20 protein-coding genes are annotated in these 23,440 nt (G+C 29.1%); all 20 read right to left on the bottom strand.

The features are described 5' to 3' along the window. Positions 1-4: 4 nt before the first annotated feature. Positions 5-931: an AEC family transporter gene (locus RR561_RS02170; protein WP_332505780.1), complete on the bottom strand. Its 927-nt coding sequence runs from the start codon at positions 929-931 to the stop codon at positions 5-7. A 143-nt stretch (positions 932-1,074) separates the two neighbouring features. Then, positions 1,075-1,974, bottom strand: a complete 900-nt coding sequence (locus RR561_RS02165; RefSeq protein ID WP_332505779.1) for a sigma-70 family RNA polymerase sigma factor — start codon at positions 1,972-1,974, stop codon at positions 1,075-1,077. A gap of 182 nt (positions 1,975-2,156) precedes the next feature. Further along, entirely contained in the window at positions 2,157-2,651 is a 495-nt protein-coding gene (locus RR561_RS02160) for a PTS sugar transporter subunit IIA (RefSeq protein WP_332505778.1), read from the bottom strand. Between the two features lie 98 nt (positions 2,652-2,749). Next, positions 2,750-4,918, bottom strand: coding sequence for a heavy metal translocating P-type ATPase (locus RR561_RS02155; RefSeq protein WP_332505777.1), 2,169 nt, complete (start codon positions 4,916-4,918; stop codon positions 2,750-2,752). A 108-nt stretch (positions 4,919-5,026) separates the two neighbouring features. Beyond that, the gene (locus RR561_RS02150) at positions 5,027-5,419 is read right to left on the bottom strand and encodes an ArsR/SmtB family transcription factor (RefSeq protein ID WP_334309573.1); all 393 of its coding nucleotides are present in this window, start codon (positions 5,417-5,419) and stop codon (positions 5,027-5,029) included. Positions 5,420-5,647: 228 nt separating this feature from the next. After that, positions 5,648-7,408 (bottom strand): ABC transporter ATP-binding protein, encoded by a 1,761-nt coding sequence (locus tag RR561_RS02145; RefSeq protein ID WP_332505776.1) that lies wholly within the window; start codon positions 7,406-7,408, stop codon positions 5,648-5,650. Positions 7,409-7,411: 3 nt separating this feature from the next. Next, a complete protein-coding gene (locus RR561_RS02140) occupies positions 7,412-7,831 on the bottom strand; it encodes a hypothetical protein (RefSeq protein ID WP_332505775.1) in 420 nt (139 codons plus the stop codon). Between the two features lie 195 nt (positions 7,832-8,026). Continuing rightward, positions 8,027-9,715, bottom strand: a complete 1,689-nt coding sequence (locus tag RR561_RS02135; protein ID WP_332505774.1) for a hypothetical protein — start codon at positions 9,713-9,715, stop codon at positions 8,027-8,029. Between the two features lie 292 nt (positions 9,716-10,007). Continuing rightward, complete coding sequence (locus RR561_RS02130; protein WP_332505773.1) at positions 10,008-10,769, bottom strand: TatD family hydrolase; 762 nt, start codon at positions 10,767-10,769, stop codon at positions 10,008-10,010. 28 nt (positions 10,770-10,797) lie between these two features. Then, positions 10,798-11,301 (bottom strand): transcription repressor NadR, encoded by a 504-nt coding sequence (locus RR561_RS02125; protein ID WP_332505772.1) that lies wholly within the window; start codon positions 11,299-11,301, stop codon positions 10,798-10,800. 305 nt (positions 11,302-11,606) lie between these two features. After that, positions 11,607-13,583 (bottom strand): hypothetical protein, encoded by a 1,977-nt coding sequence (locus RR561_RS02120; protein WP_332505771.1) that lies wholly within the window; start codon positions 13,581-13,583, stop codon positions 11,607-11,609. A 22-nt stretch (positions 13,584-13,605) separates the two neighbouring features. After that, positions 13,606-14,523 (bottom strand): MoxR family ATPase, encoded by a 918-nt coding sequence (locus tag RR561_RS02115; RefSeq protein WP_332505770.1) that lies wholly within the window; start codon positions 14,521-14,523, stop codon positions 13,606-13,608. A gap of 455 nt (positions 14,524-14,978) precedes the next feature. Beyond that, the gene (locus RR561_RS02110) at positions 14,979-15,965 is read right to left on the bottom strand and encodes a (Fe-S)-binding protein (protein WP_332505769.1); all 987 of its coding nucleotides are present in this window, start codon (positions 15,963-15,965) and stop codon (positions 14,979-14,981) included. Positions 15,966-16,093: 128 nt separating this feature from the next. Beyond that, the gene (locus tag RR561_RS02105; protein WP_332505768.1) at positions 16,094-16,759 is read right to left on the bottom strand and encodes a TVP38/TMEM64 family protein; all 666 of its coding nucleotides are present in this window, start codon (positions 16,757-16,759) and stop codon (positions 16,094-16,096) included. Positions 16,760-16,849: 90 nt separating this feature from the next. Beyond that, positions 16,850-18,046, bottom strand: a complete 1,197-nt coding sequence (locus RR561_RS02100) for a TVP38/TMEM64 family protein (RefSeq protein ID WP_332505767.1) — start codon at positions 18,044-18,046, stop codon at positions 16,850-16,852. A gap of 64 nt (positions 18,047-18,110) precedes the next feature. After that, on the bottom strand, positions 18,111-18,806 hold the full coding sequence (locus tag RR561_RS02095) for a YdjY domain-containing protein (protein ID WP_332505766.1): 696 nt from the start codon (positions 18,804-18,806) through the stop codon (positions 18,111-18,113). 617 nt (positions 18,807-19,423) lie between these two features. Then, positions 19,424-20,533, bottom strand: coding sequence for a helix-turn-helix domain-containing protein (locus RR561_RS02090; protein WP_332505765.1), 1,110 nt, complete (start codon positions 20,531-20,533; stop codon positions 19,424-19,426). 300 nt (positions 20,534-20,833) lie between these two features. Then, complete coding sequence (locus tag RR561_RS02085; RefSeq protein WP_332505764.1) at positions 20,834-21,289, bottom strand: GNAT family N-acetyltransferase; 456 nt, start codon at positions 21,287-21,289, stop codon at positions 20,834-20,836. A gap of 505 nt (positions 21,290-21,794) precedes the next feature. Further along, entirely contained in the window at positions 21,795-22,427 is a 633-nt protein-coding gene (locus RR561_RS02080) for a GyrI-like domain-containing protein (RefSeq protein ID WP_332505763.1), read from the bottom strand. A 279-nt stretch (positions 22,428-22,706) separates the two neighbouring features. Beyond that, positions 22,707-23,393 (bottom strand): MBL fold metallo-hydrolase, encoded by a 687-nt coding sequence (locus tag RR561_RS02075; protein ID WP_332505762.1) that lies wholly within the window; start codon positions 23,391-23,393, stop codon positions 22,707-22,709. Between the last annotated feature and the right edge of the window lie 47 nt (positions 23,394-23,440).

The following is a 23,440-nucleotide window of genomic DNA, read 5'->3' as shown; positions in this document are numbered from 1 at the left end:
TTCGTTAAAGTAGTCCTGCAAATAAAGGTACAGTTATTACACTTGCCACAGTTGTAATAAATACACATCTTGACGAAAATTCTGTGCTTGTGTTATATCTTTCAGCCATAATTGAAGTAAGTGCTGGGCTTGGAAGTGCTGCTGTATAAAATAATATTGCAAACGGCAAATCGTTGTTAGCAGAGACTCCTGTCAGTCTAAATCCAATTAATATTATTGCTGGTATTATTAACATTCTAAAAATTGTCATTCTATATGCTTCTGGATCTGTAAACATATTTTTTACATCATATCTAGAAAGTGAAAGACCCACTACTATCATAGATAATGGTGCTGTAAGATTGCCCAAATGAGTCAACAAAGAAACAATAGCCTCTGGTACTGGAATTTGACTAATAAACAAAGTCATTCCTATAACTATCGCCAAATTTTGTCTAGTTAAAAGTATATTCTTTAATCTTATTTTTTCATCTAACTCGTAATTCATGGTAATCATCTTTACCCCTAGCGAGAATATCAATACATTTTGTATAATATTTCCCATAGCCATTATAAAAAGACCTTCCTGACCATAAATTGCATACATAAGAGGATATCCAATAAAACCATTATTGGAGAAAACCATAGCAAATATCCATGCCCCTCTTTTTTTCTCATCAACTTTCAATATCTTTGTAAGAACAAAAGATATTCCTGCTATTCCAAGATGATATATGGCTATTATTATTAAAACTCTTACAGTATCTTTCATTAGCTCAGAGCTATATGGCCTTATCATAGATACCATGATTGTTGCTGGTATACTGACATCTATCAATAAGTTTGTTAAATCATTAATAGATGAATGCGCAATTGTACCACGCTTACCAAGAATATATCCTATAAACATCAAAATGAATAGTATCAACACATTTACAAATACTACTTGCACAGCTTGTCCTCCTTTTTTGATAATAACATTACTAGTATACCATAACGAAGAACCTTAATCTATAAAATCTTTACCTTCTATTCATTATAACTATAATATTTTATTTTTTATATATTCCGATATGTACATATATCTCCTATGCCCTATTTTTTCTCATATTCACTTTCATCTATTATTTTTATTCTTATATTTCTTATAGCTCTTTTTTTAATTTTCCCAATTGTAGTGACTGAGTAACCTAATTCCTCTGCCAGTTCTTTTTGAGTTTTATCCTCTATAAATATTTTTGTCATTATATACTCTTCTTGAGTATCAAGCTTTGATATTGCGTCTAAAATTAATCTATAATCAAACATCTCTCCCATTTTATTTTGATATTGATCGACTACTTTATTACAATGCCTTCCTAAAGTTTTATTATCTGCCTCTATATAACCCTCTGTATCATAATGAAGCACTGAATTTCCAAGCTTCACAGCGAGTATACATTCAGATATTTTTTTGGTTTCTAGATTATATTTATCGGAGACACACTTTAATATTTCAATTGGTATTTTATCATTAGAAATATCATACACTTGTGAACACTTATTGTACACTGAGTTTGCTTCTCTTGATATGGAGACTGATCCATATTTTCTATATGCATTTTTAATTGCAAATCTTATTCGACATGCCAAAAATGTTCTTACCTTGACATTTTTTCTAAAATCATATCTATCTATGGTTTCTATAACTCCTATTACTCCCGTTTGTATCAAATCTTCATCTTCTAGCCCCTTATGTTTATAGACGATCATTTCTGAATCCGACCTAACAATTTTTTGAACATACTCTAATTTATCCAATATAAATAATTCTCTAGCCAACTCATCACCTTGTGTACTCTTCCACACCAGTATCCTATCTATATGGTCATTATAATCTTCAACGTCAAGATATACTTCCTCGTTATCTCTTTCAATGTTTTTTACAATACCAGTATCGGAGTCAAACTCTTTCATGTACTCTTTAATTTGGATTTTAATATCTGTTATCTTCACAAGAATCGCCACCTTTATTTTGTTTTAGGAAAATTATTTTATATAATATAGTCAAATTTTTCAAAAAATAAACCTTTTTAATTCATTTTTATTTTGATTATTAAAAAAGCCCCTATATAAAGTATACTCTAGATAGGGGCTTTTTTCTTTTTTATTTTTAAATATATAAAATATAAATGTGGCTAATACCTTATTCTTCCCTTCTCACCTGACTTTACAGGGCCTTCTTCTACACTAAAGACTCTTCCATCAGTAAGATTTGTTGCAATTATAGGAATACATGTTGTAAAACCTCTCGATTTAAACATCTTTATATCCATACAAGCTAATTTGTCTCCCGCTTTTACCTTGTCACCTTTTTTAATAAAAATCTCAAATCCATCACCGTTTAAATCCACTGTATCAATTCCCATATGAACTAAAACCTCTAGACCACCTTTTGACTTTATTATTATGGCATGGCTTGTTGGAAATATCATCACTACTTCCCCGTCTACTGGCGAAAATATATAGCCATCATTAGATTCAACTGCAAATCCTTCGCCCATAACCTTTTTGGAAAAAGATTCATCAGGAACTCTTGATATATCCATCAATATTCCATTTACAGGAGATACAAATTCATCATCAGTTGCTTTTATAGGTTCCTTGCCAAACAACGATCTAAATAATCTCATTGTAAAACCTCCATATCTGTCTATTTCTTACAAATAATTATACTACAAATATCACATATATGATAGTTTTACACCTTGATTAAATACGTTTTATATGATTATTTATATCTTAAAACTCTTAAAGAATTAAGCACTGCTATCAAAGTTACACCTACGTCTGCAAATATAGCTGCCCACATATTTGCTAATCCTACTGTACTAAGAATTAATACCAGTACCTTTATTCCTATCGCAATAATTATATTTTGCCATACTATTTTTCCTGTCAATCTAGCAATACTTACTGCAGGAACTATCTTTGATACTTCATCTGTCATAAATACCACGTCTGAGGCTTCAATAGCTGCGTCACTTCCTACACCACCCATTGAAATACCAACATCTGCTCTTGCTATAACTGGAGCATCATTGATTCCGTCTCCTATAAATGCTACCTTTGAATCCGGTTTTTTCTCTGATATTATATTCTCTATCAAGTCGACCTTATCATTTGGAAGCAACTCTGCATAGTAACTATCTATTCCTATTTCATCAGATACTTCTCTAGCGACATTGTCTGAATCTCCTGTTAGCATCACTATCTTATTTATTCCTACTGACTTCATTTGCTGTATAGTTGCTCTCATACCATCCTTTATTTGATCTGAGATTTCAATACATCCATAGAATATTTTATCTACAGCTATATATACTTTAGTTGTGGAATTTTGTATTTCTTGGAAATCAATATTATTTGCTGTCATTAATCTTGCATTACCTGCCAAAATTTCTTTTCCTTCATAGCCAACCTTTATACCGTGAGATGCAATTTCTTCATATGAATCTATTTTACTTGAATCCATACTTACCTTGTCTTTACAATAATTTGATATTGAATTTGCTATTGGATGAGAAGATCTTGACTCTGCTATATTGGCATACTTTAGAAGATCTTTTTCTTCTATTCCCTTTCCTAATACAATGTTAGTAACATCAAATACACCCTTTGTAATAGTACCAGTCTTATCCATCACTACTGTATCTACCTTTTTTAAGGCTTCTAGATAGTTACTTCCCTTTACAAGAATACCATTTTTAGATGATACTCCTATACCTGAGAAGTAGCTTAGTGGTATAGATATTACTAGTGCACAAGGACAAGATACAACTAGAAATACTAGTCCTCTATATAGCCACTTACTAAATGGTTCTTGCATAAATATCGGAGGTAATATTGCAACAGCGATTGCTAATGCAACTACTACAGGTGTATAGTATCTTGCAAATACTGTAATAAAGTTTTCTGTTTCTGACTTTTTACTAGTAGCATTTTCTACCATATCCAATATTTTTGATACTGTAGAATCTTTAAATGTTTTTGTTACTTCTACTTCTACTACAGCATTTTTATTTATTACTCCTGATGATATTTCTTCTCCTTGAGATATGCTCTTTAAGACTGATTCACCTGTAATTGCTGATGTATCAAATCTACTTTCCCCCTTTATTATTATTCCATCTAGAGGTACTTTTTCCCCGACCTTAATCATTATATGATCACCTATTTTAATATTTTCTGGAGCAACTTCTTTTACTTCACCATCTACTATTAAATTAGCTACATCTGGCTTTATATTCATCAATTCTTCTATATTTTTTCTTGACTTATTTACAGCTCTTGACTCTAGATATTCACCTATACCGTAAAATAGCATTACTCCAACCGCTTCTGGATACTGACCTATTGCAATTGCACCTACTGTAGCAATTGTCATCAAGAAATTTTCATCTAGTGGGTTTCTGTTAATCAGATTCTTTACAGCTGACTTTATAACATCAAATCCTGATATAATGTATGCAGAACCCAGTAATAATAGATATATTGCCTTTGGTGCACCAAAATAATTTGATATCAAGCCCACTGCGTATAATGATATCGCGATCAAAAGAATTTTTAAATCACTATCACCATGTTCATGGTTATGCCCATCTGAATCATTGTGATCATGATCACCAGCAGAACAGGAAGATGATGAACAATATTTATTTGGATCCATATCTTTATTATCAGAATAATTCTCATCTTTCACTACTATATCAAGCCCTGGCTCAATTTTATCTACAATCTTTGTTACCTTTGATACTACATTTTCTTCTTTGTAACCCTCTTTAACTTTTATATTTAGGGTACTCTTTATAAAATTCAAATGTGCTTCTTCTATTTCATTCATCTTACTTACTTTATCTTCTATTTTACTTGCACAATTTGCACAATTCAAACCACCCAATACTATCTCTATGTTTTTCATATTGAATAGGGCAAGGATATCGTCTATTTTTTATAGACTTTTGCCCGTCCTCCCTTCTTAAACTATATCTTCTATAATATCCTATTTTTAATAATACATTTCCTTAACATGACATAGACCACAATCAAATATTCTTCTAATATGTTCGTCATCCAAAGAATAGTAAACTGTTTTACCTGATTTTCTAAACTTTACCAATCTATTGTTTTTCAATACTCTTAACTGATGGGAAATAGCTGACTGAGTCATTCCCAAAAGTTCTGCAATATCACATACACATAATTCTTTTTCAAATAACGAATAGATTATCTTTATCCTTGTAGAATCACCAAATACTTTAAACAACTCAGATAAATCATCTAACATTTCATCTGATGGTGTCTCTTTTCTAACTGAATCGACTGCATCTGCGTGCACACAATAAGTCTGACATACTTCTATATCACCCGTTTTAACATCTTTTCTTTTAGTTTCTTCCATATCTATATTCCTTTCTACAAATTCCATAAACCAATATATGAACAAGTATTCATATGTTTTTTAAAAAATATACAACCACTCATACCTGAATGATTGTTCATGTGTTTCTTTATCTTTATTATATAACAGATAAATCTAAAAGTAAATATATTTCAAACATTTTCCTAAAGTTATTTTTATAAAAAATACCTAGGAGAATTCTCCTAGGTATTTTAATATACATTTAAATTATTGATCTAATAAATCTGATTTTGTATATAAATTATAGTAGTAACCCCTTCTATTCATTAATTCTTCATGGTTACCTCTTTCTATAATTCCATCTTCGTTCATAACTATTATAACATCTGCATTTTGTATTGTAGTCAATCTGTGAGCTATTGTAATAGTTGTTCTTCCTTTGGATAGTACTTCTAGTGAGTTTTGTATTATTGCCTCACTGTGATTATCAAGAGCAGATGTGGCTTCATCTAATACTAATATTGGAGGATTCTTTAAAAATACTCTTGCTATAGATATCCTCTGCTTTTGTCCACCAGATAACTTTACTCCTCTTTCTCCTACATATGTATCAAATCCATCTTCAAGCTCCATTATAAACTCGTAAGCTCCAGCCATCTTTGAGGCTTCAATAATCTCATCATCTCTTGCATCTGGCTTTCCATATGCTATGTTTTCTTTTATTGTCCCTGAGAAAAGATATACATCCTGTTGAACTATACCAATATTATTTCTTAATGAAGAAAGTGTAAAATCTCTCACATTTACTCCATCAACATAAACGCCACCTTCAGTTACATCATAAAATCTTGGGATCAACGTACAAACAGTTGTTTTTCCACTACCCGATGGTCCAACAAGTGCGACATTTTGACCTTTCTTGATACTCAAATCAAAATTTTTCAAAACATATTCTAGACCCTTATTGTATCTAAAGCTTACATTTCTAAAATCAATATCTCCTCTGACATCTTTTAGATCAACTGCATCTTCACTATCTACAATGTCTGATTTTATACTCATAATTTCGTTAAATCTTTCTATACCAGTCATTCCCTTTTGAAACTGTTCTGTAAACTCTATTATTCTCTTAACTGTAGTAAGAAGTGCAGTAACATACATTACATATGCCAACATATCTCCTGGATCTAGCATTCCACGAATCATTTGCACTCCACCGAATACAATAACTATCAAATACATTAATCCATCTATTGCTCTGTTAACTGTATTAAATCCTGCCATTGATTTATAGAATCTCTTCTTTATAGATAAGAAATTATTATTGTCTTTTTCGAATTTTTCAAGTTCTATATCTTCATTTGCAAAACTCTTTACAACCTTTACACCTAACAAACTGTCTTCAATACTTGAGTTCAAATTACCTACATGAACTCTCTGTTTTTTCTGTTCAATTCTCATTTTATCTTTAAATTTACTTGAACTTATAAACATTATTGGTATCATCACAAATATCGCTATTGTAAGAGGTACATTTATGCTTACCAAAATTACAAATGAAATTACAATCTTTATAATACCAATAAAATACTCCTCAGGGCAATGATGAGAGAACTCAGTAATATCAAATAAATCATTTGTCATTCTTGACATTATCTGCCCTATCTTAGTTTCATTATAAAAATTATCAGACAAAGTTTGTAAATGAATATAAATATCATTTCTCATGTCCGTTTCTATCTTTGCTCCCATTATATGTCCAATAGATGCCATATAATAGACCGCTACTAATTCAACTACCTTGATAATTAAAAATAGCATAGCCATCCTTAAAATCAACTCAAGGGTTAAAGAAGAACCACCTAGCATACCAAGATTTGTTATTTTTCTCAAAATTAAGGGCAATATCATCTCTGAAGCAGTAGTTAGTCCTGCACATATTAAATCCAGTATTAAAATATTTTTATACCTCTTAAAATATGGTGCTACACTTTTTATTAATTTGAAATTGCTCATAGGTTTGTCCATTTACTATGAATTCATCTCCTTTCTTATTTTTAACTCTTTGTAAACATACGAAATAAATAAAATCATAAACATCATACTTATAATTGCCATACAGCTTTCTACAGTTAATACGCCACCTTTTATAACCTTTACGGCACCACTCATAACATCTCTAGCATATGATATTATTGTAATCATAGAAATAGCTCCCATCATAATGTATACGAATCTATTTTTCTTATATTTTTGTTGCTTTTTTGTGCGTATAGTTATCTCAGAAAATATTATTACAGATGAAAATACGATAGCAATTATTGTTTGATATGGATATATTGCCCACTTAATGGCTAATCTATCCAAAATAACATTGCTTGCTATAAAAATTATAAATATTATTGCACCATGAATATAGGCTCTTCTTATTATTTTTTTATTATCATCCATATAATCACCACCTAAATTCTATTTTTTTATAAGATTTCTATATAACTATTATAATCTAACTGAATATTTTTTTCAATTGCATTATGGGCTTATACATATGTTCATAATTTACAAAAAACTCAAACAGGACCATCCAATCTCTTTTATACAAGATCTAGATGGTCCTATTTAGACTTTTATATACGTTATTTATTTTTATTTATATAGTTCATCTAAAAGCTGTCTTGCTGATTCCTTAATTCCTTCGCCTGAACCGCTTATTCCTAATTGAGTATATATTTCTCCAACTTTTGTATTTGTCTTAAAAAATTGTTCAAAAACCTCATCAATCAGTGGTTCTGCTAATTCTTGTTTCTGTTGGGGTCCAAATGGATTTGCAAAATATGTTTTACTTATTCCCTTCTCATCAGTAGTTCCTAATGCTCTTCTTTTACCCTCCACAAATACTGACTTAGCCTCTTTTGCATTTTTAAAATAGTGAAGACCTATCTTTTCGTCATAATTGTTTGCGTATAAGAACATATCAACCTTTGTTCCTCTAGTAATATCCTTATATGTAGACACTGGTATTATTACCCTAGCATTTGTAGTTTCTGGATTGAAGAATATACTTCTATCCATATCTCTATATGCTGCTCCACTTTCCAAATCGTCAAGTCTAACAAATGCGCCAATCTCTGTTCCCTTAGCATATACTTGACCGTCTTCTATATAGAAGCTTCCCATATCATCAAACACTATATCCATGTCTCTTATTGAGTCTTCAGATATTATTCTCAAAGCTTCAATAGTTTCAGATTTTCCTGCTCCAGAATCTCCTAAAAACGCTACATTTTTAATGCTTCCATCATTTAGCGTAATACTCACCATTGCTCCATGTATTGGAAGATTTTTTTTCTTTAGCATAGATGCATTATGAAGTGTCAAACAAGTCTTTTTTATATAGCCAAAGTATTCAGCTTTCTTGTCATATGCAACCTGTCCTACAAATATGTCCTCATATCTATCATAAAAGAACTTACATCCTGGTGTATCAGTTGTCATACCAAACAAACAAATTAAGTCTGGCTTTTTATACCTTATTTCATCCTCATTTGCAAGCTCAAATAAATTTGCCAAAGATACTCCACTGGCTATAAAATCCTTATGGAAATATATGTACGCAAGACTTTCCCCAATTTTGGCCGGATAACAAAACCAGTTTTCTGGGCTCTCATTGAAATTTTTCATCGGATGTTCGAATATTTCGTCAAATCCACCTTCTCTTTTATTAGATGCAGGATGCACCAATAAAGGTGAACGAAGCATTATTGTATCAATAAATGGTATTGCGGATAGTTTTTTATAAGTTTCTCCTGCTGGCCAATCTATCTTATTTAATAAAATACATGCATTTGATCCTGGATTTAACTGTCTATACACTTTATTTGCATGTCCCTGAACTTTTTCACCAATAGTTCTATAAAAACTTAACACCAAATTATTGTAGTGATTGTCTATATCCATAAATCTTTTTGATGTTAATGCACTATCATTTAGTTCAATAACGCTAAACTTTAATCTACTTCTAAAAAAAGTATATATATCTTCAAATGTTTTTAGAAACAAATCGAGATCATCTAGATACTCATCTTGAATATCCCCTAAATCAAATATCAATAATTTTTTTAAACAAGCTATATAATCAGACGCTGCCTGATATACAGACTTATCTCTTAAAATATACTCTGCCACTTTTCCATTTCTTTTTCTTATAACAGATATATATTCTAATATTATTTCATCCATTTCTCTACTATTTGCCAACTCAAATATATCTTTAAAATAAGTATTCTTGTAGTTAATTATAATAGGACTCTTACTTCCTTCGCCATAGTTTACCATAATGTCACTCCTTTTATATTTTCGAACAAAATTTTCATTTAGATAAATATAGTTCGTTATTATTAATTTATATATCTACTATATTATCATATTAGCTTATTTTTGTACATAAAAATATGTTATTCAAGGGTAAGGAACTTAAAAATCAAACGTTTTCACGCACAAAAACTTATCTTACTATTTCCATATTAAATATATTACTCTTTTGAAAATAACCTATTTTTATATTTTTACATAAAAAAACAAAAGGACACTCAAAATGAGTATCCTTTTATAATATTTCTACTTTTTATCAAATTTTCAAAAGTCTTTCTGAATTTTTCTGTAAATTCTGTAATATTTCATCCTCACTCATATTTCTAAGAAGTGATATTTCCTCACACACAGCTTGTAAGCTTGGTCTAATATCTTCTGGTCTATAGTTTTTTTCAAATAACCACTCTAGCGCTTCAATTCCATCTGTTTCTAATAACAACCTATCTATAGGTGCTCTCTTGACAAGATCTCTGACATTATCATCTATTAAAACAGCTGGACCTATTGTAAAATAACATCCTTTTTCAATGAATTCTTTTATATAGTCTTTGCAACTATACCAGTGTACAATAAAATCCAAATCATAATCTTTTATAATATCATAGATCCTTTTTTCCATAGATTTTGTATGAAGAATCACTGCCTTGTTATACTTTTGAGCCAGTTCCAAACTTTTTCTAAAAACTTTTTCTTGGACATCAAAAGAAACGTCACACCAACAGCCATCCATTCCAACTTCTCCTACTAAAGGTACCTGTTTTATTATTTCTTCATATATATTACCTATATCATTTTTATACTTCCAGGAATCCTGAGGATGTATTCCTATACTAAGAAATGGTATTACTTCATCAAAATCTCTATTGTCCTTAATTTTCTCAAACATTGCACTTATCCTATTGAATTCATCCGCATTTTGACAATTTATTACTGGTATCACATTGCTTTCATAATATTTCTCTATAGTTTCTAAATTTTTTACATGCGTATGAAAATCGTAAATTTTTCTATTTTCCATATATACCACTTCTTTCAAAATTACATTTTTATTTGATTATATCTAACTCTTTTAGTTTTCTTTCTATAAAATCTAAATTTTCCTCTGACTTTGCTTCTATAGTATGACTGTGCTTATCTTTTGTTAAAACACTTAAGGGAACATTATCTTGATTTTTGATATCTGAAATAAACTTTTCAACATCTAGTCGATTTGAAATATTTAAATCTACTCTTATCTCACCATATATAGGATGATTTACGATTACATCTAAAACTCTTCCTCCATAATCGACAATTGCATTTAACTCATCTCTCATACCTTTTTCATCGTGACTTACATTGATTACTCTGGTATATTCACTTGCTTGATTTAGTATATACCCTCTATTTGTGGAAATTATTCCAATATCTTCTGCTCTTAGCAAAGCAATATCTCCAACAATTATCTGTCTACTCACTCCAAAATCTTTCGCAAGTAAGGATGCTGACAATGGGCTATTTGCTTCTTCAAGCTTTTCTAAAATCTTTTTTCTTCTGTCTTTTGTCGACACACACTCACCTCATTTCGACAACTTTATTCTAATATTGATATATCCATTATATAATGTTTTTGACTTGTTTACAATATTTACAATAGTTACAATAGTCTTCAAATCTTAATTTTTGACTTCAATAATTTTCTCTATACTAAATAAAGAAAATACCAGCTGGAATCGTTCCGCTAATATTTTCTTTATTCTTTAATTCTTTTTTTATATATTATATTCCCATTAAAATCTCCACTTAGGTAAAAAGACTATTAAAAGTAAGACTTATTATCTATAATTTTAATAATTTTACTATGTTATATAGATTATTAATCTAATAATTGTTCCAAATAAAAACCAATTATATGTGAAAATCTATCTAAATTTTTGATATATGCAAAGTCTTTTCCATAAATCTTTTTTTCAGCGTCTAGATCCTCGTCTTCACCTGTAAAAACTCCCAATACATTATTAGATCTCATTTTTGTATTAAATACTTCTTGGGCTGTATCTTTTATAGCTTCTTCGCCTTCATAATCCTTACCATCAATCTTCATAAATCCCGTTGCTCCAAGATCTATTCTATCATTTGGTTTTCCATCACTTAATACTATTAATACTTTATTATCTTCTTCCAAAGTATCCATTTGTTTTGATATAAATTTAATTGCGAGTCCATCCCTGTTACTTCCAGAACTTTTGTAGTTAAATATTCTTTTATTGGCTGATCTATCATCCTTGTAATCTCTATATTCGGTCATTACCAAAAAGTTAAAGAAATTACAAAATCCGAATACTCTTGTGGGTATCTTAAGTGAAGTAAGTGCCTCTGCTATAATATAGGCTTGTGCTGAAACCAATTCTTCTCTATCCATCTGAGAGGCTGATGAATCTAGCAATATATCTACAGACAAAGAACCTAATTCATCTTTATTTACTTTTTTGAATATTTTTTCATCACCTAATACTTTATTTTTCCATATTTGAGATACAATAAGCTCTCCACTCCTAGTTAACTCTGGAGAATCATCATCTTCCAAAAATATCTTTTTTCTTATGATCTCTTTTAATTCATTTATTGATCTTCTAAATATTAATTCATTATCTCTATAGTGCTCTATATTTTTTTCTCTTTGATTTTTAATGGCATTTTCAAAGTATTTATCATGTCTTCCTTCGATAAAGTTTCCCTTTGTAAAATGAAATTTTATATCCTGATGTATGTCTGTACAAAGCTTACTTTCAATAAAGTTTGTTATATTTTCAGGATATATAGATTCACCATATCTAGCAACCAGCATATCTTTCACTTTTTCATTAGAAGTCCTGCTACTAGCTGATATGTTTGACTTTAATCTTTCATCTTCCATTTTTACATCGTCTGAAATTTGTCTTGTAAATTCAGCGGATTCAACTGAAAACATACCTATGCCGTCTGTATCCTTGGCTTTATCTATATGTTTTTTCTTCATCTTAAAGTTCAGTCTTGATTTTTTTTCTTTTTTGCCAGCTTTTTTTTCATTCTCTTTTTTCTTCTTATCATTTTTTTCAAACTTATCTTCATCTTTATTAGACTTATCTGATCTTATATTTTGATAAAAAAACTTTAAAAAAGCCCCATTTAATACATTAATTAGTTCATCTGTAAGCTCTTCCTTTAAATCATTAATTGTTTTATCTTGATTTTTATCTTGATTTTTATCTTGATTTTTATCTTGATTTTTATCTTTATTTTCATTTGATTTTTTAGTTTTAATTTTTTCTTCTGATTTTTCAACTCTTATTGCTTTTGATAAATTCTCAGCTAAGTTTGTTATTGCTGTACTTCTTCTTCTTAAATACATTGACATCTCTTCTACAACGCCTCTACCTTGAACAAACTTAAGATTTAATAAGGAGTAGTACACATATTCAATCTCCTCTTCAACGCTAATTTCTTTTAAAAAATCATCACCATATTCATTTTGCAAAATATCATATTTATCTGAAATTTTATCTAGAAATATTTTCTTGTAATCATATGCACCCGATCTTTCTTCAATCAAGACATCTGAAAATGCATCATCTAAAAATATTTCTACCACCTTTAAATACTCATCTTTTAGTTCAGTTTTATCCATACATATAGACATAAAGTCTAAAAATTTATCCATATCTATTAGCTTATATACAAAACCCAATAACATCATTTTATAGTAATCCATATTATAATCACCATAATCATCAAATAAATTTAGTACAGGTATATATGAATAATCTTCAGACACAGTCCACACAACATTTTCTTTTCTTAATTTATTATCCATTTCTTATCACCCAATTTTCTCACTATTTTATAAAAAGATCCTCAGATTTCACGCTATCTCTCACAAGTGAATTTATGACATCTGTCACTATATCTTTTTCATATTGATCAAATGTCTTATTTACAATCCCCATCTCTAAAGCAGATTTTATAGGTAGTCCTTTCTTCATTGTTTCGATGCTAGAAAATAAACCTCTTAAATCAATTGCCTTTGACGATATCTCTGCATTTAAAGATTTTTTCTGCAAATCCATAAATAATTTCACGAAAATATCAAGATATTCTTTTTTCAATGCAAATTCATTTTCTAAAATCATCTTGAAGTTTTCCTCAGTAATAGTAGGCATATCTATGACCATAAACCTAGAAACTAATGCCTCATTTAATTCTTTTGTACCTATATAACCATAATTCATAGTCCCTATAAATCTAGTCGCTTCATGCATGTCTATCTTTTCATATCCTGGAACATCTATTACTCTTCTATAATCAAGTGCTGAGTATATAACAGATAAAGAATCATTCTTCGCCATATTTATCTCATCAAATACTGCAAATCCACCAGACTCAGCTGCATTGTATACTGGTCCCTTTCTTAGCTTTACTTCTCCATCTACAAAGGTATCGCTTCCCAAAAGGCTGCTACTATCCGAATTTATATTCATGGATATATTCCACATAGGTCTATTAAATATCATTGCCAAGTTCTCAGCAAGGACATTTTTACCTGTTGCCTTAGGACCTGAAAGCAATATATTGTATCCAGCCAATAGAGCTGCTATAGCCTTACTCCACACCTCTTTACCATAGTATTTATACCTTGGATTAGGTACTCTATCTTTTAAGGAATCCTCCAACTTATAGTATTTTCTAAAATCTTCTAATTCTTTTAATAGTTTTTCTGGAACTCCTTGTTCTCTCAAAAAATCTTTCATAATCATCAGGGGCTAGACTGCTTACACAGTCCACCCTCCTCCTTTCAAATATTCTTTTTTTATATAAAGCATTCCGATTCATCTTGTTTAAAGTCACGCGCAATACTTGTATTTTAATTGATTTAAATTATCATTTTCATAGTTATTATACCCAAATTTAAGATATATAACAAGCTTGTCTAAAATTAATAATATGATTTTACACAAGCTTTATTATATACAAAAGCAGTAGCAAAATCAACAAATAAAAAGTGTAGAGACATCTCTACACTTTTTATTTGTTGATTTTTGTTATTGTGTATTTTTTATATAATAAATATTTATGTTTTTTCTAAAGTATTTATTTACATTTCTAAAAAAGGATCTTAAATATTTAGCATTATAAATTAATTAATTTAATAAAGTTACCCTATTTACTTATCAATAGTTTTAGAGTTTTATAATCCTTATTTCATCTGTATTTATCTGTAAAATTTATATTTAAATCTATTCATAAGTGAGTTTCCAGTATTTTCCTCATCAACATCTAAAATTTCACTTAATACATGTTTAACATTTACTCCTTCACTTTTGAAAAATCCAGTACATGTGGAACAATAACTATAGACTTTTTCATCTTTTGTTTGTTCTTTTATATCCACTCTAAATTCTTTCGATAGTTTGCCTTCTTTTACAGATGCACACCCTCCAGCCCCACAACATTGTTCATTTAATTTTTTTATATTGCTATTTTTCATAAATGGAGCAATCTTTTCTAATAATTCTTCTGTTTCTCTATCTGGGCATGGTCTAAACATAAATGCTTCCATGTCTAAATCTTTACCTATTCCCAACTCTTCTAACACAGTATATATATCTATCATTTCTACATCTAATTTTCCTTTAAAATAATAATAGCAATTTGGGCACACCATAACTAATCTATTTATATTTTTTTCTTTTAGATTTTTATTTATTCTTTCTATTATATCTCTGGCCTTATCCTTTAATCCCAATTCGAAAATTGGTTTTCCACAACAATCAAATATGACTCCTATATCATTTTTGCCCATTATTTCTATTAACTCATTTGCTGTATTTGGAGTATACGATAAAAAATTACATCCAGTAAATATTGCTGTATTTCCTTTTTTACTATTTTCTTTGACAGCATTTTTATAATTTTTAAAGATATAGTTTTTCTTTTCAAACACGATTCCACCATATCCCTTATCAGATAATTTACCATTATTTTGTTTAACTGTCTCGTCTCGAAGCTTCTGAGCAATTTTTCTACCGTCTATGTCCTTTGGGCACACAATTTTGCATTTACCACACATAAAGCAATGATATGCAAGATCCAATCTATCTTCAACTCCCATTAAATCTAAATCATATTTTTTCAGAAAATCACAATTATTTTTACATTTATTGCAATGTATGCATTCTTTTGAAATCATTTTATCCATTTTTTCTCCTTACCTATAAAATAAAATCCCCATAGTTATGGGGATTTATTATTCGAATAAAATTCGAAATATATAACTATAATCAAGATATCTTTAATTATTATAGTATTTTTGATTACTGAGCATTCTTAATGGTTTTTTTCAGATTTCTTTGATACATATCTACCTAAAACCACAGAAACAACGGTAAGAATTACTACAAAAACGATAGACATCATAAATTCTGGAGATTTAACATCCAAAATTTTATCACCTACATTTAAGAATATCACTGTTCCTGGAAAGATTCCTATTAATGTTGCAAGAAAATAATTTCTAAACTTTATCTTCGTTAAGCCTGAAACATAATTTATAACATTATATGGCATAATTGGTATCAATCTACATATAAGAACTATCAAGAATCCTTCTTTTCCATCTGCCCTTTGAAATTTATCCCACCACTTATCTGGTAATTTATCTTCTAGATATTTACTTACCATATCTTTTGCCAAAACATTTGCCAAAAGAAACATAAGGCTACTATTTACCATAGCTCCTATAAGAGTATATATAGTTCCGTCTATAAGACCAAAGGATAAACCTCCAGCTAAGGCAAGTACTGGTACTGGAAAGAAAAATATTGGTAAGATAGCCCAAACAAATATATAAGCTATTGGCGCCATTATCCCAAAACCAGAAACCCAGTCTCTAATGCTCTGTGCCGTTATTCCTTGCAAAAATACCTTGTATATCAATATAAATACTACAATCATAGATACTATAAGAATTTTTTGTTTTAATTTTTTTGACATATTTTACCCTTTTCTGTATCCTAACATTTCAATATAGATTTATATTCAATTCTATAAAATTTCCAATCATAATAAATATAACTTATATCTTTATTTATCTATATTATTTTGACTTTCTTTAGCGGCCTTATGCTTGTCATCATATACTTTTTTCATAATTCCTATAACAATTGATAACGCAAACAATACTAAAAGACCTATAAATAGTTTCTGAGCACCACCTGTAAGCGAACCACCAACATAAGAATAAACTAAAGTAGCTGGTAACTGACCTAGTCCAGTAGCTATAAAGAATGACCAAAAACTCATATTTGTAAGTCCCGCTGCGTAACTTACAAAGTCAAATGAAACAAAAGGTAATAATCTACAAACTAATATTGTATATTTACCATATCTTTCAAAGAACACATCTATACCTTCCATAGCGCCTTTACTCGTAAGTTTTTCAACAACATCTCTTCCAAGTGCTCTAGCTATGAAGAAACAAAGTGCGGCACCCGCCATAGCTGATGACCATGATAATATTGCACCTTTAATCCATCCAAATATTGACGCATTTGCCAATGTTATCAAAAATGCTGGTATTGGAGCTGCTACTGACTGTAGAATCATTAATATAAATGATATTACGGCAGCCATACTTCCGTATGATCTGATATATTCGATTACAGCATGAGTATCTAGCTGAGATAATATTGCAAAGGCATGATTAATAGTATTGTTTACCTTTGGACTTACAAAATATACACCTAATGATATCACTATCATTGCCAAAGCTATTATTCTCTGCTTCTTTCTCTTACTCTTTATCTTAGCGATTTCTTCTGGAGTTTTTTCTTCTCTTAAATCACTTAATTTCTTTTCTTCTGCCTTTTGTACCTTTTTTTCTTCCTTAGTTAGTATAGTCTGATATTTGCTTAGTGTTGCTACAATGTATATATTGATTATATTAACTATTATAAATCCGATTATAAAGCCGATCTTTATACTGCTGACAGGTACATCTAAGCTCAAGCTTTCTTTTGTTATATACAAAAGATTAACCATTTTACCTGTAGCAAGTGAAATTGCTAGTACTAAACCTTCAAGAATAAAAAATAAATATTTGAAATTTATTCTATTATAGGCTATTCCAAGCATTACTCCAAAACCTAATGATATATACATCACCAAGCCTAATCCTACCATCATTTCTAAGCTAACGCTAAAGAACAATAGTGTACACAACAAATATCCTAAAGCTATACCTGTTGTAGTATAATAAAACAATGATCTTAACTTTTTCAATTCAACACTTCCTTCCTAATTTAAACCATTATAAAACCATAGCCAGATGACTATGGTTTACAAACTACTTTGATAAGCTATAAACAGTAGCTACATATGTTCCATCTTCTGGCAATACATCTGCATTTCCTGTGAAAGATACTTCATTTCTCTTTTCAACAGCTCCATAGGTATAAGCGGCATTTGACACTATACCTACTGGACAACTATCTAAACAAGTAAGACAACCTGTCTTTTTATTCTTTGCTCTCTCTAAGTTTCCACCAAATTTAAAGTCTATCTTCTTTCCATTACTATCTTTTACAACATCATTGACATCATAAGTCTTATCTGCACCTGCCCAAGTTACTTCCATCTTTATTGGAGAACCTTTTACACTTGTTTCTGTTGCATTTTCTGGTGTCATATTATTTCCAGCCTCTGCACCAATGTCAAGTAAGCCCTGTAAAAAGTCTTCTGGTGTTCCGTATGATGTGAATATTGATTTCGTACCATTTGATCCTTCACTAAAAACTGAAGCATGACGAGTAGGTTCGTTAAAATATTTTCCATTTACCTTAGTCAATACTGTTACTGTTTTTGCTTCCTTATCAACCTTAATAGGTTGCTTTAAAGAAACACCTGCTACTTCATCTGCTGCTTTTTTCTGTTCCTGCTTTTGTGAGTTTGAGTTATCAGTAGCCTTTTCCTGACCACATCCTACCATACCTACTAAAGACAAGCATAATAGTCCTGCTAATACCTTTTTATTTATTTTCATTACAAAACGCCTCCCTAATAATTTATATCTTTTGTAATTCCTTTGTAATTATATCACAAATAAAAAATAATAAAACGTTTTTATTTGTTAAATATTGATTAAATCAAAAAAGGTATAGCTGTCTTAATTCCTATAGATTTTTTCTATAAGGAATGCTTCCATTATTGTAAATTCATTAAGTATTCCTTTGTTTTCTTTATTTAATCATTATTATTTTTTTATATTTATTTTTTAATTAACATTATTTCTAACTGTTTTTCTATGTATTTTATAAGTTTTTTTATTGTAAAATTAATTTTTAAATCTTTTGAATTTAATAAATAATATTTTATGATTTATTTTCAGGAAAAAATAAATCATTATTTTGCTCCTTTATAATAATAATGATTATAGTAAAATAGACTGATCATTTAATCAGTCTATTTATTCTATCTATAATTATAACACAAATAAATATTTAAAAATAACTTTCACTATCAATCTTTTTATAACTTTAATGAGATTTTCTAATGACTTGTTTTTATTTTAATCCATCGCTTAAAGCTAATGACTATTCAAAAATCCTATAGTTACTTATAATATTTTATTTGTAATTTATTCGTCTAATTATTTGTAATTTATTTGTCTAAACAGTTATCATTCAATTTTTTTATAATATTTATAAATCTTATATCATCTTTTAAAACTTCAAAGCTAGCTTGTTTTTCAACAGCATCTAAAATACTTTCTTTTATAACTTTTTCATCTCTTGGAGGATTCTTTCCTATTGCAAAAGTTTCAAACCATTCATCTATTAGGTTAAAAAATTCATCATTTTTTAATTTTAAAGGATATATATTAGAAGTTGCCAGTTTTACATACATATCTAGATATTCTAATGCTCTTTCATTTTCGCCATGAATTACATTTCCTTGTGCTCCTAATAAATAAAATGACAACAAATTAGTAGGTAACAATCTATCTAGTTTAAAAGTATTGGAAAGTTCTAATATTCTTTTACAAGTTTCGTCAAACTTATCTTTATCATCAAAGCACAAAGGTAGATAAGAAGACATCAACTGAATTAAATTCATATAGTATTGGTATATTTCTATCTGCAATGTCTTTTTTGCTTTCTTTTCTTCCCCTTTCATTTGATATGCTGATGATAGAAGTATCTGAGAGGACATTACATAAGGTATTGATTCACCTAATAATTCAATTACATCATCTGATTTTCCTAATGTGAGAAGAATCAGACCTTTTATATTGATTGCCTGTTTTATCAATTCTATATCATCACTATTACTTATTACTCTTTCTAATAAGACTCTAGCTTCGTCAAGTATTTCAAATTGTTTACCGCCAGCTAAAGAACTGTTATTTACCAACATTAAAGCCACTTGGTATAAAAATGGATAACAAGAAAAATATTTTTTTATATTTTTTCTGCAATAATTCATCACATCATCAAAATTTTCATTTGCAAATTTTTTAGATGTTTTAATATAAAAATCTTTTATAGCTTCTTCTTCCATTTGCGCCTTGTATCCAATTAAATCATCAATACTTATATCAAAATACCCTGCTATTTGTGGAAGAAAATTAATATCAGGATAGCTTTGATCTGTCTCCCATTTTGAGACTGATGACTTAGATACTCCTATATAACTAGCCAATTCATCCTGAGTTATATTTTTCAATTTTCTATTTTTAACTATCATACTTCCTATATTTATTTCCCTCATATATACCTCCATATGCAATTATAATTACTTTTTATTTTATTTATTATTTTATTTATTATTTTATTTATTATCTTTATTTTACTAGTTATATATTTCTTTCTCAATGGGTTTATAGTTGATTTAAGTATATAAAATCAACCTATGGGAAACTAATAAAGACCTATCTAGTCATATAACTAAACAGGTCTTTATACTTTCTTTTAATTGAGGTCTATTAAAAATCTTTATTTATTTTTACTTTTCCACTCTTATATTTTTAATGCTTAGAGCATTTTTATAAATTTAATTCTTAAAATACCTTTAACTCCTATGCATATACATTCTAGATTTGTGATCATCTCCATCTCCTTGAACCATACATAGAAATTCCCATCCATATCTTTCATAAAAAGAGGTATGATCTGTCATCAAATATAAGACATCCACTCCCCTATTTTTCATATCACTAGCAACAAATTCGAGCATATCTCCAGCAATTCTTTTACATCTATACTCATCTTCTACATACACTGCACATACATTAGGTGATAGATCTTTTCTATCATGAAAGTCATTTTCTATTACCCCTATACCTGCTATTATTTCATCGTTATCTAAAACAATATACCATTGAGTACTAGATGAATTTTCATCAATACACTCTTCTATACTTTCAAGATAAGCCTCTACAGGTACTTCCCATTTTTCATGAAACCACTGAGCAGCTTTTAATTTAATCTCTGGATGCTCACATAGTCTAACAATTTCATGTTTCATATACTTTTCTCCTTTAATGTTTATCTATTTACTGATATTTTAGTATCAATAATCGTTCGCATTTTTTCTTATTTTTAAACTCTTTGTAATTTTTATCCATTGACAATTTTATTTTTTAATTATAAAATTATTTATTTTTATATCGAAAATTATTTTAATAAACTCTTTATTTTTTAAAAACGAAAATATTTTTAAATCAACAATAATTTTTATTTAATATTTTTCAATTCTATTCTATCTATAGTTCTGTTCTATCTATAGTTCTGTTCTATCCATAGTTCTATTCTATCTATAGTTCTATTCTATCTATAGTTCTATTCTATCTATATTTTTTTTGATAATCTTAATGTATTCATATCTTTTTTATAGCAAAATTAAAATGATACTCTAATAACAATTAAATTTTTTAAAACTATATATTTACCTTTTTATAATTTTTTATATATTTATAAGTTGCATAAACTACTCTCTATTTTGCTTGTAAATATATCCCAAATATAGATATCTATTTCTTTTTAATAGGGTGTCTAATAACAGTCTTAAGCCTTTCTGGTGATACTTTTCTCATATCAGAAATATATACTTCATGATGATGTCGTCTATCTGAGAAATCATTTTGGTATCCTAGGTCATCAATAAACTCATCCATCATCGAAACAGTTTTCGGTTCATCATTGAATGGTCCTATATGCATCATCTGAACACATAATCCTTCATCAATTTTTATAAACTCCAGCATAGAACAATTAATTTTTTTCTTTTTAGATGCAGTTTCAACCGCCCAGTCAAAATCTTCTTTACTCACAAAATCTGGAAGCCTTATTACAGAAATCCAATTGAAAGATTGTTTGTTAGAATAATCTACTCCTGCAACTCCATCTTGCCACCAAAAACCTTCAAGTGGCGGAACTACATATTTATAAAAACCTTTAATTTTATAATCACTTTTATAACTCATCCTCAGGGTATAGGCAACTGTATACAAAACTTTTATTGAATTTTGATACATTCCATCTACTTCATTGGGATCTCCAGTTCCTCTAATAGCCATATAATTCATCTCTGGAATCGTAATAATTTCAGCTTTATTTTTGGGGCTATAAATTTCTTTATATTCTTTCTTGAAATCAAATGCCATTTTTTACCTCCACAACTACACGCTTACAAAACTAATTAAACACACATTATAAATCACACTTTCGACTATATCTACATTTTAAGCTATATCTAGATTTTGAAGTACAATAGTTTTATAGATTTACTTTTTTGATTTATTTTCAAACAAGCATCCCTATAGAAATATTATTCCTTAGCTAATTATTATTTAAAAATTTATTTAAATAATATAAAATCCAATAAAGATCTCTATTAAGATTTTTAAAACAATTTAATTCTAAATTATTCTTCACTTGATTTTTTAAATTGCACCACCATGGTAGCAATAGTATGTATCCGCCTTTATATCTTTTAGTTTTCTTAGTGATTCTTCAGCTTTTTCTAAGTCCAAAGTAAAGTGTGGATTCGCTACAACTAACTCCCCATCCTCTACTACTGCTGCATCACCAGTTACAACTGAGTTGCTCTCTTCCAAATATAGTGATATATGTCCTGGCATATGACCTGGAGTAGCTATTATTCTACATCCTCCTGCCCAATCAAAATATTCGCCATCTTTTACTTTAATATCTACATCTACTGGCATGATTTTTTTTAAGGACTCACAAAATTGTCTTCCAAATTCCTTTTCGTCTTCAGGCATCTCATTTAACATTTCCTCTGCTTGAATTAATCTTAAAGATTTTTTACTCTGTTCTATATAATCGCTTTCTATTTCACTCGAAACAACTTCTATATTCGGATATTTCTCCTTTAATTCATATAAGGCACCTACATGATCATCATCGTGATGAGTAATCACAACCTTTGTCAAAGAACTTGGATCTATTCCCTCACGAAGCATTGCTTCTTCTAAAAGTGGCAAAAATCCCATATATCCACAATCTACCAAAACTGTATCTTTTTCACTAATTAACACTACTGGATTAAGTATTTTAAATTCATCACCATATTGAAAAGCTATATCTAACATTACTATCTTATTCATAATTTTACATCTCCTTTTTTTGATTATTACTTTTTGGCTCTTAGCCT

The organism is Peptostreptococcus sp., assembly GCF_036639115.1.
Classification (GTDB): Bacteria; Bacillota; Clostridia; order Peptostreptococcales; family Peptostreptococcaceae; genus Peptostreptococcus.
Note: the sequence above shows the minus strand (reverse complement) of the source record. Positions and strands in the feature narration are given on the sequence as shown.

What these genes read in the sequence shown, in the direction of transcription:
- RR561_RS02160 (WP_332505778.1), bottom strand. Translation starts at nt 2,651, where the DNA reads ATGAGATTATTTAGATCGTTGTTTGGCAAGGAACCTATAAAAGCAACT.
- RR561_RS02150 (WP_334309573.1), bottom strand. Translation starts at nt 5,419, where the DNA reads ATGGAAGAAACTAAAAGAAAAGATGTTAAAACGGGTGATATAGAAGTA.
- RR561_RS02145 (WP_332505776.1), bottom strand. Translation starts at nt 7,408, where the DNA reads ATGGACAAACCTATGAGCAATTTCAAATTAATAAAAAGTGTAGCACCA.
- RR561_RS02140 (WP_332505775.1), bottom strand. Translation starts at nt 7,831, where the DNA reads ATGGATGATAATAAAAAAATAATAAGAAGAGCCTATATTCATGGTGCA.
- RR561_RS02135 (WP_332505774.1), bottom strand. Translation starts at nt 9,715, where the DNA reads ATGGTAAACTATGGCGAAGGAAGTAAGAGTCCTATTATAATTAACTAC.
- RR561_RS02130 (WP_332505773.1), bottom strand. Translation starts at nt 10,769, where the DNA reads ATGGAAAATAGAAAAATTTACGATTTTCATACGCATGTAAAAAATTTA.
- RR561_RS02120 (WP_332505771.1), bottom strand. Translation starts at nt 13,583, where the DNA reads ATGGATAATAAATTAAGAAAAGAAAATGTTGTGTGGACTGTGTCTGAA.
- RR561_RS02115 (WP_332505770.1), bottom strand. Translation starts at nt 14,523, where the DNA reads ATGATTATGAAAGATTTTTTGAGAGAACAAGGAGTTCCAGAAAAACTA.
- RR561_RS02110 (WP_332505769.1), bottom strand. Translation starts at nt 15,965, where the DNA reads ATGGATAAAATGATTTCAAAAGAATGCATACATTGCAATAAATGTAAA.
- RR561_RS02105 (WP_332505768.1), bottom strand. Translation starts at nt 16,759, where the DNA reads ATGTCAAAAAAATTAAAACAAAAAATTCTTATAGTATCTATGATTGTA.
- RR561_RS02095 (WP_332505766.1), bottom strand. Translation starts at nt 18,806, where the DNA reads ATGAAAATAAATAAAAAGGTATTAGCAGGACTATTATGCTTGTCTTTA.
- RR561_RS02090 (WP_332505765.1), bottom strand. Translation starts at nt 20,533, where the DNA reads ATGAGGGAAATAAATATAGGAAGTATGATAGTTAAAAATAGAAAATTG.
- RR561_RS02085 (WP_332505764.1), bottom strand. Translation starts at nt 21,289, where the DNA reads ATGAAACATGAAATTGTTAGACTATGTGAGCATCCAGAGATTAAATTA.
- RR561_RS02080 (WP_332505763.1), bottom strand. Translation starts at nt 22,427, where the DNA reads ATGGCATTTGATTTCAAGAAAGAATATAAAGAAATTTATAGCCCCAAA.
- RR561_RS02075 (WP_332505762.1), bottom strand. Translation starts at nt 23,393, where the DNA reads ATGAATAAGATAGTAATGTTAGATATAGCTTTTCAATATGGTGATGAA.